Origin of the sequence: Methylocella silvestris BL2 (genome assembly GCF_000021745.1) — a bacterium.
GTDB lineage: Bacteria > Pseudomonadota > Alphaproteobacteria > Rhizobiales > Beijerinckiaceae > Methylocapsa > Methylocapsa silvestris.
In genome coordinates, this window is the sequence record NC_011666.1 from 2461890 (window position 1) to 2476246 (window position 14357).

General features: G+C 65.4%; 16 protein-coding genes and 1 other RNA gene. 5 read left to right on the plus strand and 12 right to left on the minus strand.

Features of this window, described 5'->3' with window-relative positions; genetic code table 11:
• Positions 1-2 precede the first annotated feature (2 nt).
• The 3 genes from MSIL_RS11605 to MSIL_RS11615 all read right to left on the minus strand — a co-directional run bounded on the left by MSIL_RS11605 (position 3) and on the right by MSIL_RS11615 (position 4348).
• Complete coding sequence (locus MSIL_RS11605; protein WP_012591273.1) at positions 3-2102, minus strand: membrane protein; 2100 nt, start codon at positions 2100-2102, stop codon at positions 3-5.
• Between the two features lie 162 nt (positions 2103-2264).
• Positions 2265-2936: a response regulator gene (locus tag MSIL_RS11610; RefSeq protein WP_012591274.1), complete on the minus strand. Its 672-nt coding sequence runs from the start codon at positions 2934-2936 to the stop codon at positions 2265-2267.
• Positions 2933-4348 carry a HAMP domain-containing sensor histidine kinase gene (locus MSIL_RS11615; RefSeq protein WP_012591275.1) on the minus strand — a complete coding sequence of 472 codons (1416 nt, stop codon included), beginning with the start codon at positions 4346-4348 and terminating at the stop codon, positions 2933-2935. Before MSIL_RS11615 ends, MSIL_RS11610 begins: the two co-directional genes overlap by 4 nt.
• 168 nt (positions 4349-4516) lie before the next feature.
• Between MSIL_RS11615 and MSIL_RS11620 the strand changes: the two genes are divergently transcribed.
• Together MSIL_RS11620 and MSIL_RS11625 are read left to right on the plus strand one after the other, a co-directional pair.
• Positions 4517-5020 carry a DUF2380 domain-containing protein gene (locus MSIL_RS11620; protein WP_187148650.1) on the plus strand — a complete coding sequence of 168 codons (504 nt, stop codon included), beginning with the start codon at positions 4517-4519 and terminating at the stop codon, positions 5018-5020.
• A gap of 13 nt (positions 5021-5033) precedes the next feature.
• Entirely contained in the window at positions 5034-5573 is a 540-nt protein-coding gene (locus MSIL_RS11625) for a DUF3280 domain-containing protein (RefSeq protein WP_187148651.1), read from the plus strand.
• A gap of 22 nt (positions 5574-5595) precedes the next feature.
• Here the strand turns inward: MSIL_RS11625 and MSIL_RS11630 are convergent, their stop codons facing one another.
• The 8 genes from MSIL_RS11630 to MSIL_RS11660 form a co-directional block, all read right to left on the minus strand.
• Positions 5596-6195 carry a DNA-3-methyladenine glycosylase gene (locus MSIL_RS11630; RefSeq protein ID WP_085985879.1) on the minus strand — a complete coding sequence of 200 codons (600 nt, stop codon included), beginning with the start codon at positions 6193-6195 and terminating at the stop codon, positions 5596-5598.
• 17 nt (positions 6196-6212) lie between these two features.
• Positions 6213-6593 (minus strand): nuclear transport factor 2 family protein, encoded by a 381-nt coding sequence (locus MSIL_RS11635; RefSeq protein ID WP_012591277.1) that lies wholly within the window; start codon positions 6591-6593, stop codon positions 6213-6215.
• A 64-nt stretch (positions 6594-6657) separates the two neighbouring features.
• Positions 6658-8217, minus strand: a complete 1560-nt coding sequence (gene cueO, locus MSIL_RS11640; RefSeq protein ID WP_012591278.1) for a multicopper oxidase CueO — start codon at positions 8215-8217, stop codon at positions 6658-6660.
• A 215-nt stretch (positions 8218-8432) separates the two neighbouring features.
• On the minus strand, positions 8433-9257 hold the full coding sequence (locus MSIL_RS11645) for a TIGR00282 family metallophosphoesterase (RefSeq protein ID WP_012591279.1): 825 nt from the start codon (positions 9255-9257) through the stop codon (positions 8433-8435).
• Between the two features lie 66 nt (positions 9258-9323).
• On the minus strand, positions 9324-9920 hold the full coding sequence (locus tag MSIL_RS11650; protein ID WP_012591280.1) for a 5-formyltetrahydrofolate cyclo-ligase: 597 nt from the start codon (positions 9918-9920) through the stop codon (positions 9324-9326).
• Positions 9921-9986: 66 nt separating this feature from the next.
• Positions 9987-10141, minus strand: a non-coding RNA gene (ssrS, locus tag MSIL_RS20785) — 6S RNA.
• Positions 10142-10197: 56 nt separating this feature from the next.
• Positions 10198-10572, minus strand: a complete 375-nt coding sequence (locus tag MSIL_RS11655) for a cell division protein ZapA (RefSeq protein WP_012591281.1) — start codon at positions 10570-10572, stop codon at positions 10198-10200.
• A 34-nt stretch (positions 10573-10606) separates the two neighbouring features.
• Complete coding sequence (locus MSIL_RS11660; RefSeq protein WP_341871973.1) at positions 10607-10909, minus strand: DUF4164 domain-containing protein; 303 nt, start codon at positions 10907-10909, stop codon at positions 10607-10609.
• Between the two features lie 130 nt (positions 10910-11039).
• On the opposite strand from MSIL_RS11660, the gene MSIL_RS21355 reads away from it, so the two are divergent.
• The 3 genes from MSIL_RS21355 (at position 11040) to MSIL_RS11670 (ending at position 13585) form a co-directional block, all read left to right on the plus strand.
• A complete protein-coding gene (locus MSIL_RS21355; RefSeq protein ID WP_148213080.1) occupies positions 11040-11267 on the plus strand; it encodes a hypothetical protein in 228 nt (75 codons plus the stop codon).
• 90 nt (positions 11268-11357) lie between these two features.
• On the plus strand, positions 11358-12365 hold the full coding sequence (gene gap / locus MSIL_RS11665; RefSeq protein WP_012591283.1) for a type I glyceraldehyde-3-phosphate dehydrogenase: 1008 nt from the start codon (positions 11358-11360) through the stop codon (positions 12363-12365).
• Positions 12362-13585 carry a phosphoglycerate kinase gene (locus MSIL_RS11670; protein WP_012591284.1) on the plus strand — a complete coding sequence of 408 codons (1224 nt, stop codon included), beginning with the start codon at positions 12362-12364 and terminating at the stop codon, positions 13583-13585. Before gap ends, MSIL_RS11670 begins: the two co-directional genes overlap by 4 nt.
• 37 nt (positions 13586-13622) lie before the next feature.
• Here MSIL_RS11670 and MSIL_RS11675 read toward each other — a convergent pair whose 3' ends face one another.
• Complete coding sequence (locus MSIL_RS11675) at positions 13623-14234, minus strand: nucleoside 2-deoxyribosyltransferase (RefSeq protein ID WP_012591285.1); 612 nt, start codon at positions 14232-14234, stop codon at positions 13623-13625.
• Positions 14235-14357: the final 123 nt, after the last annotated feature.

Genomic DNA, 14357 nt, shown 5'->3' on the forward strand with positions numbered 1-14357 from the left:
ATTCAGGCGTCCGTGGTCCTCCCCCGGCCCCGCCCCTCATAAAGCCAGGCCGCAACCACGCTGCCGAGCAATGCCAGCAGGCCCGCGAGGCCGATCGCCAGCGGCGTCACGCCGACGCCCTTGACCTCGCTCGCGCCATTGCGCTTGATCGCGGCATAGTCGGAGCCGCCATAGATCGGGCTTTCGCGCATGGCGACGAGGCGGGGCAGCGCGATCTCTGCCGACGCGCCCTCGCCGATCCGCCGCACGGTGCCGCCGGTCGCCTCCGCAAGCGGCCGCAAACGGTCCGGCGTCGAGACCACCTCCTGAAATTCGCGCGGATTGTCCGGCCCGACATTGGCGAGGACGGACAGCGCGCCGTCAGTCAGTCTGTAGAGTCCGAGCTCCGGCGCATCGAAGCTCGCGCGCCAAAGACCCGGCTCGGCGGGTTTCAGCGTCGCGGTCGCCTCGACGCCGGACGGGGCGGTAATCTTGACGGGGGGATTGTCCGCCTTGAGGCTCTGGCGTTCGATCTCGATCTTTCGTCCGCGGACCGTGGCGCGTAGCGCCTCCTCTTCCAGCTCCGGCTCCTTCATCAGCCAATGGGCGAGGCGGCGCAGCAGGTCGAGATGCGGACCGCCGCCCTCGAAGCCCCGCGCCCAGAGCCACATCTGGTCGGATAACAGCAGGGCGACGCGGCCTTTGCCCTCGCGCGAGAGCACCAGCAGCGGCTTGTGATCGGCGCCGTCGAGGACGCTGGAGCCGCGCGTCACCTGCGCATTGACCTGGCGGAACCATTCGCTCCACGCCGGCGGGGTCTGCTCGGCGCCGGGCAGTCCGCGGGTCACGGGATGTTTTTCGCCATCCTTCGAGATCGCCGCGCGGAAGGGGCGCTCGGTCAGATCGCCGTCCGGCCGCGCCGGCGCGATGCGCCCGAGCGGCGAGAAATAGAGCCCGTCGGGCCCGGAAAAATCCGGCCCCGCCGCCAGCATCAGGGCGCCGCCCTCGCGCACATAGCGCACGATATTGTCGAAATAGACGAGCGGCAGCACGCTCTGGTTCGAATAGCGGTCGAAGACGATGAGGTCGAACTCCTTGATCTTGCGGCCAAAGAGGTCGGCGGTCGGGAAGGCGATCAGCGAAAGTTCATTGATCGGCGTGCCATCCTGCTTTTCCGGCGGCCGCAAAATGGTGAAATGCACGAGATCGACATTCGCGTCGGATTTCAGGAGGTTGCGCCACATGCGCTCGCCCGAATGCGGCTCGCCCGAAACCAAGAGAACCTTGAGCTTGTCGCGCACGCCTTCGATCGTCACCACCGCCTTGTTGTTGACGGCGGTCAGTTCGTCCGGCAGCGCCTCGACCTCGAGCTCGACGACATTCTGGCCGCCATGCTCGATGCGCACCGGCACGCGCACGCGCTCTCCCGGCTTGGCGAACATGGTCGCGATCGGGGCGCCGTCGCGCCGCACTTTCAGGACGACGGGATCGTCCCTGGCGGCGGTGTCGAGCACCTTGAGCTCGATCGTCTGATCCTTGCCGACGATGCCAAAGCGCGGCGCCTCGATGAGCTCGATGCGGCGGTCACGCTCGCCTTCATGGCCAGTGATCAGCGCATGCAGCGGCGCCTTGAAGCCGAGCGCCTCGACTTTTGCCGGAATGTCGTCGACGAGGCCGTCGGTCACCATGAAGACGCCGCCGATCCGCTCCGGCGGGACATCGGCGAGGCCCGCGTTCAGGGCCGAAAACAGCCGCGTGCCATCGGCGTCCTCGTCGCCGCGGCCGCCGTCGATCACGCGAACTTCGACATTGCCAAGCGCATTGATCTGCTTTTGCAGGTCCTCGCTCGCCTTGCGGGTCTGCGCGGCGCGCTCGCCGATGGTCTGGCTGCCGCTCTGATCGACGACGATGGCGACGACGTCCTTAAGGCCGGCGCGGTCTTCGCGAACGAGGGACGGATTGGTCAGCGCCAGCAGCAAAAGGGCAAGGCCGAGCGCGCGCAACACCGTCCCGCGCCGACGGGCGAGAAAACCCAGCGCGACGACGACCAGGGCCAGCACGCCAAAGCCGATCAGAACGGCTGAGGGCAGCATCGGCGCGAAGGACAGATTGAACTGATTCATAAAGCCTTGGAGCCTCGGGAGTTACGCTTTGCCGTGCGGCGGCCGTTCAAACTTGCTTATTCGAGGCCCCCGCCACGCTCCCGATTTTTTCGCGCTGCCTCGGCGCGGCGGCCATTTAAAGCGCGAATTGTGGTCAATTTCAAATCGCGCCGCGCTAACGGCTCAAAGGGGCGCGATCTCATGTCTCTCGCCTTCCGCGCCCAGGATCCCCTGCCGCAGCGCCACGAGAACGAGTTCGATGTCCGAGGCGACGCCAAGCTTGGCCTTGATGAGGTAGCGCGTATTGGCCACCGTTTTCGGGCTGAGGCCCAAAATCGCGGCGATGGCCTCGGTCGACTTTTCCGCCAACAGCAGGCGCAAGATTTCGAACTCGCGCGGCGTCAGCACGTCGGTCGCAGTCGGCGTTTCCGTGACGCGGCTCAGCGCAAGCTCATGATCGATGTCGGCGCTGAGCGCAATCCTGCCCTGCAGGACATCGAAGGCGCCGCGGATCAACGCTTCCGGCGGGCTGCTTTTCGTGACATAGCCCTTCGCCCCGGCGCGGATCGCCTGCACCGCGAAGGCTGCGTTCTGATGCATGGTAAACACCAGAATGCGGGCGGCCGGATCCCATTGCCGGATGCGCTTGACGGCCTCGACGCCACCAAGGCCCGGCATGGTCAGATCCATGATGACGAGGTCGGGCTTCACCTGCTTGAACAGGCGATACGCTTCGGCGCCGTCGCCGGCCTCGGCGACGACCTTGAGGCGCGGCTGCTGCTGCAAGAGCGCGCGATAGCCTTCGCGCACGATGGCGTGATCATCGACCAGCAGAATGGTTGCTGCCCCGCTCACGCCGCAGCCAGAGTTTCGTCCGGCGCCGCCGCCGGCGGGACGGGAATATGCGCGCGGAGGGCAAGGCCGCTCGGGCGGGACGTTTTGAGGCTCAAACGGCCGCCGAGCGCTTCGACGCGCTCGCGCATGCCAAGCAGCCCCATGCCGGATTTTGCGTCGGCCCCGCCCTTGCCGTCGTCGTCGACGGCAAGCTCGATATGAGCCCGCCGATCCGATCCTTGAGGCTCGCGCAAGCTGAGCCGCAGCGTGACCTTGGCGGCCTCGGCGTGTTTCGCCGCATTGGTAATCGCTTCCTGCGCGACCCGGTAGAGGCTTGCGGCGAAATCGCGCGGCAGGGCGTCGAAGTCGCCGCGCAGCTCGATCGAAAAACGCGTCGCCCCGCCGCGGCCGTTCCACCCCGCGACAAGGCCTTCGAGGCTGGCGGCAAGGCCAAGCTCTTCGACATCCGGCGGGCGCAGCCGCAGCAGCGCGCCGCGTAGCGCCTGCATCATATGCGCGGCCGTGCGGCCGATGCTCTGGCATGGCGGCTCCAGCGCGGGGCAATCGCGCCGCGCCGTCTGCCCGGCCGAGGCGGCCATCGCGCCGATCGCGGCGAGACACTGGCCGAATTCGTCATGTAGCTCCCGCGCGAGATGAAGCCGCTCTTCGTCCTGCACCGCGATCAGCCGCCGCGTCAGCGCGTTGCGCTCGGCCAGCGTCGTCTCGAGATTGCCGGCAAGATCATTGAACACCGCGCCGACCGCCGACAGCTCGGCGAGGTCGAAGGGCGGCAGACGCGCCGAAAGATCGCCGCCGACGAGTCGTGCGAGCCCTTCGCGGATCGCCCGGGTCGGCCGCAAGGCGTCGGCCAGCGCGGCATAGACGAGGACGCAGAGCCCGACAAGCGTCGCCGCCATGATTGCGAGGAGCCGGCTCGTCTCGCGCCAGCTTTGGCCGATGAGGCTCTGCCGGTCGATCGAGACCACGGCCTCGCCATGCGCCGCGCCGCCATACATCACCGGACGCGCGGCTTCACGCCCCGCGCCGAACAGGCCCTGATAGAGCGCCGCGAAAAGGAGCGGCGCGCCGGCGTCGCCCGGCGCCGCGCCGCTGCAAAGGCGCTGGACGATACCGCCATTTTCCGCGCGAAAAGCGATGCAAAGGCCGGGCGCCATCACCGCCGTCGCAATGCGCTGCAAATCCGGAAACGGATCGGACCCGGCCTCGGCCCGGTTAATCTGGACCCAATGGGCGACGCCCTGTTGCAGCGAAAGGTCCCCCGCGACCGCATCGGCGATCGTCTCGGCCCGGGCCCGCGCGGCGCGGTCCGTGTCGAATAGAACATAGGCCGCGGCGGCAGCGAAACAGACCGCCGCCAGCGCCGCGACGCGAAGGGCGAGCCGAAGCTTCAGGTCAAATTTTGGCGCCGGCATGGATGGCTTCTTTCATAAGAACGCGCCGCCTCAATCTAGGGGCGGAGCGCGCTGCAAGGAAGACGCGCGGCAAAAATCGGGCAATTTGCCCGGCGCGCGCCGGGACGGATGCGCTGTTCCTCCGACGCCATCCGCGCAATGTGGCGGCGAACCAGCGGAGATTTTCGGATGCGTTGTTTGCTTCTTCCTATTCTGGCGGCCGGACTCTGGTTTGCGCCGTCCTACGGAATAGCCGCCGAACCCGAGCAAAGCGCGGCGATCGCCGTGATCGACTTCGACTATGTCGACACTTCGGGCGAGCCGCGCGATCAGAGCAAGGAGCATGAGGCGCGGCTCGCCGCCTTCATGGACGCCTTAAAAAGCGATCTCGCCAAAGGCGCAAAATTCCGCGTCGTCGCGCCAGCCTGCCGCCCCGAACCTTGCGCTGTTCAGGGCGCGGGCGTCCCGGCTCTTGTCGCCGCGGCGCGCGAGGCCGGCGCGGATATTCTGCTGATCGGCGGCGTCCACAAGATGAGCACGCTGGTGCAATGGGCGAAAATCCAGGCGATCGACGCCAGGACCGGGCGAGTGTTGTTCGACAAGCTGTTCACCTTTCGCGGCGATACGGATGAAGCCTGGCGCCGGGCCGAAACCTTCATTTTTGGCGAGCTCGCCGCGCTTCCGCCGTCGTAAAGGGGTTTGGCCAGTGACAGACAGATTAGTGTTGCGCGCGCGCCGCTGGCTTGGCCTCTGCGGGGTCGCTCTTTTGATGGGCGCGCTGGCGCCCGTTCCGGCCGGCGCCGATCCAGCGCCGATCGCCATCGCTGTATTCGATTTCGAGCTCGATGATTTCAGCGGCGGCGCGGGGATCGCGGGCGATCATGCCGCCGATTTGCGCTATCTCGATCAGGCGACGAGCGCGGCACGCAAGCTGCTCGCAGAATCGGGACGCTACCGGCTTGTCGACGTCGCGGGCGCCGACAGCGAGGACGCAAAAGCGCGTACGCTGCATCAGTGCAACGGCTGCGAGGCGGCGCTGGCGGAAAAGCTCGGCGCCGATCAATCCTTTGTCGGCATCGTGACGCGGATCACTCGCACCGACTATGTGGTGCGCTTCCAGATCCGCGACGCGCATACAGGCGCTGTGGTGTTGGCAAGAACAAGCGATCTGAGGATCGGCGCGGATTATTCCTGGGCGCGCGGCGCCGCGGCGCTGGTGAGAGACAAGCTGCTTGAGGGGAGTTAAGGGGGATCCCCGGAGCAGCCTCTTATGCGTTGAGCGATCCTGGACCGCTGACGAATGGATTGTTGCGAAGATAAAATCGCAAGGGACGGTCGGCCTCCTTCGAAATGCCGATCCGGATGCTCTGCCCGATTTCGCCGGCTTCCCCCGCGGCGCCTGCGAGCCACAGCGGGCCTTCCCGGCAAAGATCGAGCCCATCAAGCGAAGGGTCAATCCGCAACGCCGCGGCAAGCCGTCCCGGTCCGCGCGCCAGATCGCGCAGGCGCATGATGTTGCGATTGCGCTGCATGATGGGGACGCCTTCTCGCGGTTCAAGCGCCCGGATGAGCACGCCGGCGCCGATTCCTGCCGTCTCGCTCGACACATTCAGCATGTAGGAGCTGCCATAGGCGAGATAGACATAGGCATGGCCGCGCTCGAGAAACAGCGACTTGTTGCGTCGAGTCATCCCGCGGTAACCATGGCCGGCGGCATCGCCCACGACATAAGCCTCGGTCTCGACAATACGGCCGCTCACAACGCCTTCAGGCAGCTCTCGCACCACCAACTTGCCGATGAGATGGCGGGCGAGCTCGACGGTGTCGACCGGCAGCTCCGAGCGGGCGAGCGGGCGGCGGATGGCCATCCCTACGGCGGCCGCGTTCAAGGCATAAGCTCGACCCATTGCGCGCGCGAGGCCCCCGGCTCGAACGGATCGCCGAAATATTGGGTCTCGCGGGCCACCTTCCCATCGAGGAACTCCATGATGCTCACGGTGTAGGACGGGCGCCCGTCATAGCTCAGGACATATTCCGTGACCCAGAGGTCGCCCGCGCCGATGATCCGCCGCACAGTAAAGCGTTTCCGGTTCGGCTGCGCGGCGCGAGACGACTGAATCTTCCGCCGCCCGCGAATGCGCTCGCCCGATTGCGGATATTCGAGCACTGCGTCCTCGCGGTAAATCTCGTGCTCGCCCTCGAAGTCGTTTGCGTCGGAGGCGGCCCAGTGGCGATCGAGAGCCGCGCGAATCTCCGGGTCTTCCATATCACAATGTCCTTGGACAGGGGCCGTCATACTATGCGCCGGGCCAAGCCGGATGCCATAGCCTTTACGCCACCGTAAACTGCGCCATCATGCCGGAGTCTTCATGTTCCAGGATGTGGCAATGCGCCATGTAGGGCGCGTGCGGATCAGCCGGATACGGAAAGCTGACCAGAATATCGCTGTAGCCGCCGGCCGAGATCGGAGCGATGTCCTTCCAGCCGGCGCGGTAGGCCTCCGGCGGCTGTCCCCTCTCCGACAGAATGCGGAACTGGCAACCGTGAATGTGGACAGGATGCAGCATCTGGTCGTCGCCTTCGGAAATCCGCCAGCGCAACGGCTGATTGCGCGGCGCGGCGAACAGCGGTTCATCGAGGGCAAAGGGCCTGCCATTGACGCCATTGGCGGAAAGCTGCGCCGCTTCGGACAGCTCCGGCTGATCCACGATCAGTTTCGTAACGCGGGCAATAACAGCCGCGTCGATCTTGCCGCTTTTGCCCATCGCCAGCCCCGCTTTCATCAGCGGCATCATCCCTTCTTCGTCGCGGAACATCTTCATGACCAGCTGCTGGCTGATGGGCGGCAACTCCGCCGGCGTCTGCGGCAGGTTCGCGAGCGAGGCCGGAAGCTGACCCGGCATGTCAGCGCCGTCAGGCCGGATCGTGACCAGAGGAACGGAATCGTCGAAGGGCGGCAACCGCATGATCGGCTCTCCGACCGGCAGCGTAACGAGGTCGAACGGCGCGCCGGAGCGGCAGTCCACCATGATCTCGAACCGCTCTCCCGCGTGGATCATGATCTGCTTCAGCTCCACCGGGCTCTCCAACAGCCCTCCATCGGAGCCGATGACGAATAGAGGGCGCCCGTCCGACGCCGTCAGCATGTAGCTGCGCGCATTGGAGCCGTCGAGCAGGCGCAGGCGCGCCCAGCCGCGCGCGACGCGCGCCTCGGGATAGCGAACGCCATTGACCAACGGCACATCGCCGACATATCCGCTTGTGACCGCGGTGATGTTCATCCTGTCGAAAAACTGGCCGTCTTCTCCGAAGCGGCGGTCCTGGATGATCAGCGGGATATCGTTGACGCCCCAGCGGGAGGGCAGCGCCAGGCGGTCGGCATCTTCGTCATCGATGATCAACAGGCCCGCAAGCCCCTTGGTGACCTGCGCGGCGGTGGTGGGATAAAAATGCGGGTGGAACCAAAGCGTGGCGGCCGGTTGATCAACCGATAAAGCGGGCCGCCAATGCTGCCCCGGCGCAACAGGCCGATGGGGGCCGCCGTCGACATCGCCGGGAATGACGAGACCATGCCAGTGCACGGTCGTGGGAACCGGAAGATTGTTGGTAAAGTCGATCGTTACGGTCTCGCCGCGCCGCAAGCGCAGCGCCGGCCCCAGAAATGGGCCGTTGTAGCCGTAGGTCGCGGTGCGCGCGCCCGGCATAAAGCTTGTCGCTCCGGCCTCGGCGGTGAACGCGATTTCACCGCGCGCATCCGGCCTGAGCTCTTGCGGGATGGGGAGGGCCGGACGGACGGCGTCCCGGGCGGCCGCGGGGCGGAGACGCAGGGCGGCCATTGCGGCAATGGTCGTGCCGGCGGCGCACACGCCGCGGCGGGAAATGGCAGTCATGGCTGTCTCCTCTGGGGCGGGCGCAAATCAATTCAATCCAACAGCTCCGCTGAGGAATTTGAATGCTGGAGGAGCTGCCATCAGGAATGAGAAACGGAAGCTCAACTATATGCCTGGAACTCAAAATGCGGAAGGGGAAGCCTCCGATTCGAAGCGCGCCATGGGGCATGTTGAGCGCTGCAGAATTGCATCACCCAACGCGGGCAGTTCCCGTTTCAAGACCCTTGCCAAAACCCCGGCCGCGCCTCGGCGAGCCTGCCGCCGATCCGAACCGGAGCGACCGCTAGCGCCAGCCCCTGCCCGTCCAGCTCCACCGCGACGCCGCAGAGGGTAGCCGGGCCCGAGGCCGGCTCGAAGCGTGAAGTCGGCAGCTTGGTCGTAAACCGCCGCACCGGCTCTTCCTTGTCCATGCCGATTACGGAATCGTAATCGCCGGTCATGCCGGCGTCGGTCATATAGGCGGTGCGCTGCGCGAGAATGCGGCAGTCGGCCGTCGGCACATGGGTGTGCGTGCCGACGACCAGCGAGACGCGGCCGTCGACGAAATAGCCGAACGCCTGCTTTTCGCTCGACGCCTCGGCGTGGAAATCGACCACCGCCGCGTCGCAGCCGACGCCGAGCGGGCAAGCCTCAAGCTCGCGCTCGATCGCCGCAAAGGGATCGTCGAGCGCGTCCATGAACACCCGCCCCAACACATTGACGACAAGCACGCGCGCGCCCGAGGCCGCCTCGATCAAATTGGCGCCCCTCCCGGGCGTTCCGCGCGGATAGTTGACGGGACGGATCAGGCGCGGCTGGCGGGCGATGAAGACAAGCGCGTCGCGCTGGTCGAAGGCATGATTGCCGAGCGTGACGCAATCGGCCCCGGCGGCCAGAAACTCGTCGCAGACCGCCTCGGTGATGCCAAAGCCGCCGGCCGCGTTCTCGCCATTGACGATGACGAAATCGAGGCCCCATTCCGCGCGCAGCTTCGGCAGCTCGGCGCTAATGATGGAACGGCCGGCGCGGCCGACGACATCGCCGATGAAAAGAAGACGCATGCAAAAATCCGCCGAAACCGCCGTCCGCCACGGCGGACCCGGCGTTGCGACGAAAAAACCAGAACTTCAGGCCGAATCCGACACGCGGCAGTCGATCAGCTCTTTTTCGGTTAGCACGAAATCGAGCCGCTGGTCATGCTCTTCATGCGGGATTTTGCCCGTCTCCTGGCTGGCGTAGGCGACGCCGACCGCGACGATTTTTTTGCGCGCGCGCAAGCTCGCCAGCGTGCGGTCGTAAAAGCCGGCGCCATAGCCGATCCGGTGCCCCGAACGGTCGAAGGCGGCGAGCGGCACGAACAAAAGGTCCGGCGCGACCTCGGCCGCCGCCGGTGCGGGCTCGGAAATGCCCATCTTGCCGGAGACCAGCGCATCGCCCGGACGCCACAGCCGGAACACCAGCGGCGTTCCACGCGCGCCGGTGATCGGCAGGGCGGTCAGCACGCCACGTTCGGCCAGCGTCTCGATCAGCGGCATGGTCGAAGCTTCGTCCCGCAGCGAGAAATAGGCCGAGACGATGCCAGGCTGCATCTCGGCCACAATCGCCGCGCCCGTGACGGCCAGATGCGCGGCGAAGGCCTCAGAATCGATCACGGCCGAGGCGGCGCGGCGGCGCGCCAAAGCTTCGGAGCGGAGAACTTGCTTTGAGAGGGGCGTCTTCTGCATGCAGCGTCGGTCGGAGAAGGCGTCTGGGGGCCCGCTCGTCGTCGAAACAGACTGCGAGGCGTAAAGCGCGGGGCCACGATGGCCGTGGGATATCGATCCCGGGTACCTACAACGTAGGTGGGCGCCATGTGGCCAAGCCCACGGGCAAGGCCAGGGACAGCTCCCTTTGAGATCGATAAGGCCCCGGGGTTACTGATCCTGCACGCGCCCCGTAGCTCCGCCCCTGCAACTTAAGGCGGCGCGGCGCAAAGCGCCAGAGGGGATGCTGCAAAAGCTTTTAGTCCTCGCCGCGGCTGGCCCCGCTCATGTCCTGCGCCGCGCGCTCGATGCGGGCGCTGGCCTCGCCGACGGCCTCCGTCACCCTGTCGATCCACGCCTCGCGGCCGCTGAGGGCGTCGGCGGCGTTCTCCTGCACTTCCGCCAGCCGCGCTTCGAGTTCGCTGACGCGGCGCTGCGATTCATGCAATTCATCGGCAAGCGTCACCGCCGCCATGATGGTCAGGCGCTGGTCGCCCATCTCGCCAAATTTATCCCGCATGCCGGCGATCTTGCCGTCGACCAGCCGCGCGAGGCCTTCGAGATGAGGCTCCTCGCCCTCGTCGCAAGCGACGCGATAAACGCGTCCGGCGATCTGCATGGCGACCTGGGCCATCGTTCAACTCCCGATCGAAATTTGTGGCGAGCGCCTATTGGTCGTTTTCAACTTCGCCCAATATGTCGCGGATCGCCGCATTGGCGCTCTTCAACCGGCGCGCAATGTCCTCGTTTGCGCCCTCGAGCGTGACCGCGCGGGCGATGGCCCCGTCGAGCTCGACGGCCAGCCGCGAGCGGTCATCCTGCAGCACGGCAAGCTCTTCTTCAAGATTGGCGCGCATGGCGTCGCTTTTGGCGCGCCGGTCGCTCGCCGCCTCAAGCTTCTCGAGCGAGGCGGAAAGGCGCTTCAAGGCGTCGTCCAGGCGTTGGGGGATGTCCATTCCTGTCAGTCGCATTCCTGCGCGGAGAGCCCGGGCTGTCCGCTCCCTCTCCCCTTGATACAATGTACGGGCGATGGAGCATAGATGCGCAATTTATGGCGGCGCCGCATGCTCGGGTGCGACGCTAGGAAACAGGCGCGCCGCATTGACATTTCACGGTCAAACCCTCTCAAAAGACCTCTGCGCCGCGGCGCAAAATCACTCGTGGAATAGTTTCGTTCAAACCTACGACCAAGGAAATAGTGTTCGCCCGCGTCGATTGACCATGCTGAGCCATAATGCGCCCAAGCATCGCGGTGCTTGGGCAAGAAAGATCTTCGACGATAGACGCAAAAGCAAGGCGGTGGAACTGGCGCTCAATTTGCTAAGTTGACGGTCTTGCAATAGCGCGACATACCACGATGCCTATCAATTAGACATTTGTCCGGGCGCCTGACCGACCCGGCGAACAGGGAGCTTTGGGATGCCGGTTAAAGTCGCGATCAACGGATTTGGACGCATTGGGCGCAATGTTTTGCGAGCGATCGCCGAATCCGGGCGCACCGACATCGAGGTCGTCGCGATCAACGATCTCGGCCCGGTCGAGACCAACGCCCATCTTTTGCGTTTCGATTCTGTGCATGGCCGGTTTCCGGGCGTCGTCACCGTCAAGGGCGATACGATCGATCTCGGCATGGGCCCGATCAAGGTGACCGCGGTGCGCGATCCGAAGGAGCTGCCGCACAAGGATCTTGGCGTCGACATCGCGCTCGAATGCACCGGTATTTTCACGTCGCGCGAAAAAGCCGCCGCCCATCTTGTCGCCGGGGCCAAGCGCGTCCTGATCTCGGCTCCGGGCGACAAGGCCGACCTCACCGTCGTCTTCGGCGTCAATCACGGCAAGCTGACGGCGGACCATCTCGTCGTCTCCAACGCGTCCTGCACGACGAACTGCCTCGCCCCCGTCGCCAAGGTGCTGAACGACGCCATCGGCATCGAGCGCGGCTTCATGACGACGATCCATTCCTATACCGGCGACCAGCCGACGCTCGACACGCTGCACAAGGATCTCTACCGCGCCCGCGCCGCCGCCCTTTCGATGATCCCGACCTCGACCGGCGCCGCCAAGGCCGTGGGACTGGTGCTGCCGGAACTCAATGGCAAGCTCGACGGCTCGGCGATCCGCGTGCCGACCCCGAATGTTTCGGTGGTCGACTTCAAATTCATCGCCAAGCGCGCGACCAGCGCGGCGGAGATCACCGACGCCGTCAAAGCCGCCGCGAGCGGCGAGCTCAAGGGCATTCTCGGCTTTACCGAGAGCCCGAACGTCTCCGCCGACTTCAACCATGACTCCCATTCCTCGGTCTTTCATATCGACCAGACCCGCGTCATCGACGGAACCTTCGTGCGGGTTCTCTCGTGGTACGATAATGAATGGGGCTTCTCGAACAGGATGATCGACACCGCCGTCGCAATGGGGAAACTTATATGACGAGATCCGGCCAGTCCTCGCCCTTCCCGACCCTCGACGACGCCATATTGGGCGGCAAGAGGGTTTTGGTCCGGGTCGACCTTAACGTGCCGATGGAGAACGGGCGGATCACCGATCTGACGCGGATCGACCGGGTGCTCTCGAACATCCGCGAAATCTCGCAGAAGGGCGCCAAGGTCATCATCCTCTCGCATCTCGGGCGGCCGAAAAACGGCCCCGAAGCGGAGACGTCGTTGAAATCGGTCGCCGTCGCGCTGGAGCACGAACTGCAGCAGATGGTCTATTTCGCCTCCGATTGCGTCGGGCCGGTCGCCAAATCCTCCGTCGCGGCTTTGCGCAACGGCGACATCCTGCTGCTGGAAAACACCCGCTTCCACGCCGGCGAAACCAAGAACGATCCGGACTTCGTGAATCAGCTGGCCGAGCTCGGCGATCTTTACGTCAACGACGCCTTCTCGACCTCGCATCGCGCGCACGCCTCGACCGAGGGCATCGCCCACAAGCTGCCCGCCTACGCCGGGCGGACCATGCAGCGCGAGCTCGAAATGTTGACCGGCATGCTGGCCCATCCCGAGCGGCCGGTGGCGGCGATCGTCGGCGGAGCCAAGGTCTCGACCAAGCTCGAACTCCTCGGCAATCTGATGCGCCGGGTCGAATTCCTGTTCATCGGCGGCGGCATGGCCAACACCTTTCTGGCCGCCAGCGGCAAAAGCGTCGGCAAGTCGCTCTGCGAGACGCAGCTCGCCGAGACGGCGCGCAAAATCATGGCCGACGCCGACGAGGCCAATTGCCAGCTGATCCTGCCCGTCGACGCCATCGTCGCGACGCGGTTCGAGCCGAACGCCTCCTGCCGCGCCGTCGACATCGATTCGGTCGGCGACGACGACATGATTCTGGATATCGGCCCGCGCACCATCTCAAAGCTCGTCGGCGTGCTGGCGGCGGCGCGCACGGTGGTCTGGAACGGACCCGTCGGCGCCTTCGAGACGCCGCCCTTCCAGGCGGGAACGGTGGCGCTGGCCAAGGTCTGCGCCGTGCTGACCAAGACGCATTCGCTGGACACGATCGCGGGCGGCGGCGACACCATCGCCGCGCTCAATCAGGCCAACGCCTTCAACGACTTCACCTATGTGTCGACGGCAGGCGGCGCCTTTCTGGAATGGCTCGAGGGCAAGCTGCTTCCGGGCGTCGAGGCGCTACGCGGTCAGAAGGCGGCGTGAGTTCAAAGGCCTCCGCGTTCTTGGCGCGCATAGGGATTCAGAAGGCGCGGGCGGCTGTGCGCAGGGATGCAGCGCTCGCAAAATAATCCCGCGCCAGCTCAAGGCAAAGCTCGAAGCCCGCGAGATCGGTCAAGCGATGGCCTGCAGCGGCTTGCGTCCTGACCAGAGGCCGGCCCTGTTCGGCCAGACATGCGTCGAGCATCAGATTGTCCGCATTGTCAAAGTCCTCGATCGACAGGCCCGAAGCATCGCGCCAGACTGACGTGGATTCGTCGAAGGCAGCCTGACCGTCGCGCTGCATCCGTTCGAGCATCGAGGCGCGCTCATTGCTGTAGCCGAAGGCGGGCGTTCCCAATCCGGCGAGCAGACCCAGCTCGAACGCCGTTCCCACATCGGCGCTCGGGCCGCGAAAAGGCGTAAGGTTAAAAATGCCGCAGTCCGCCTGCCGAAGCAGGGCGAGGTTGGCGCGGTAGATGAGAAGAGGAGCTTCGGGGTCGCTCAGCGAGACTTCGTTGTCGAAGGGGAAAAGCCCCCTGAACCCATAGTTCGCGCAAAGCTCTTTCTTCCGCTGACCGATCTCTCTTGCGTCAGGCAGAAACACCTCGGGCCCCGCGAGGTAGATTTTCTTTTTTTCAGCGTCCTCATTCATCGCTGCGGTCCCTCGAGACGTTCGGCGAACGGGCCGGTCCGCGCGTAGCTTGACAAGCGAAGCATGTCGAATGACGCTCGGCAATGGCTATTGCGCCAGCGTCTCGCACGCTACGCCAAATTT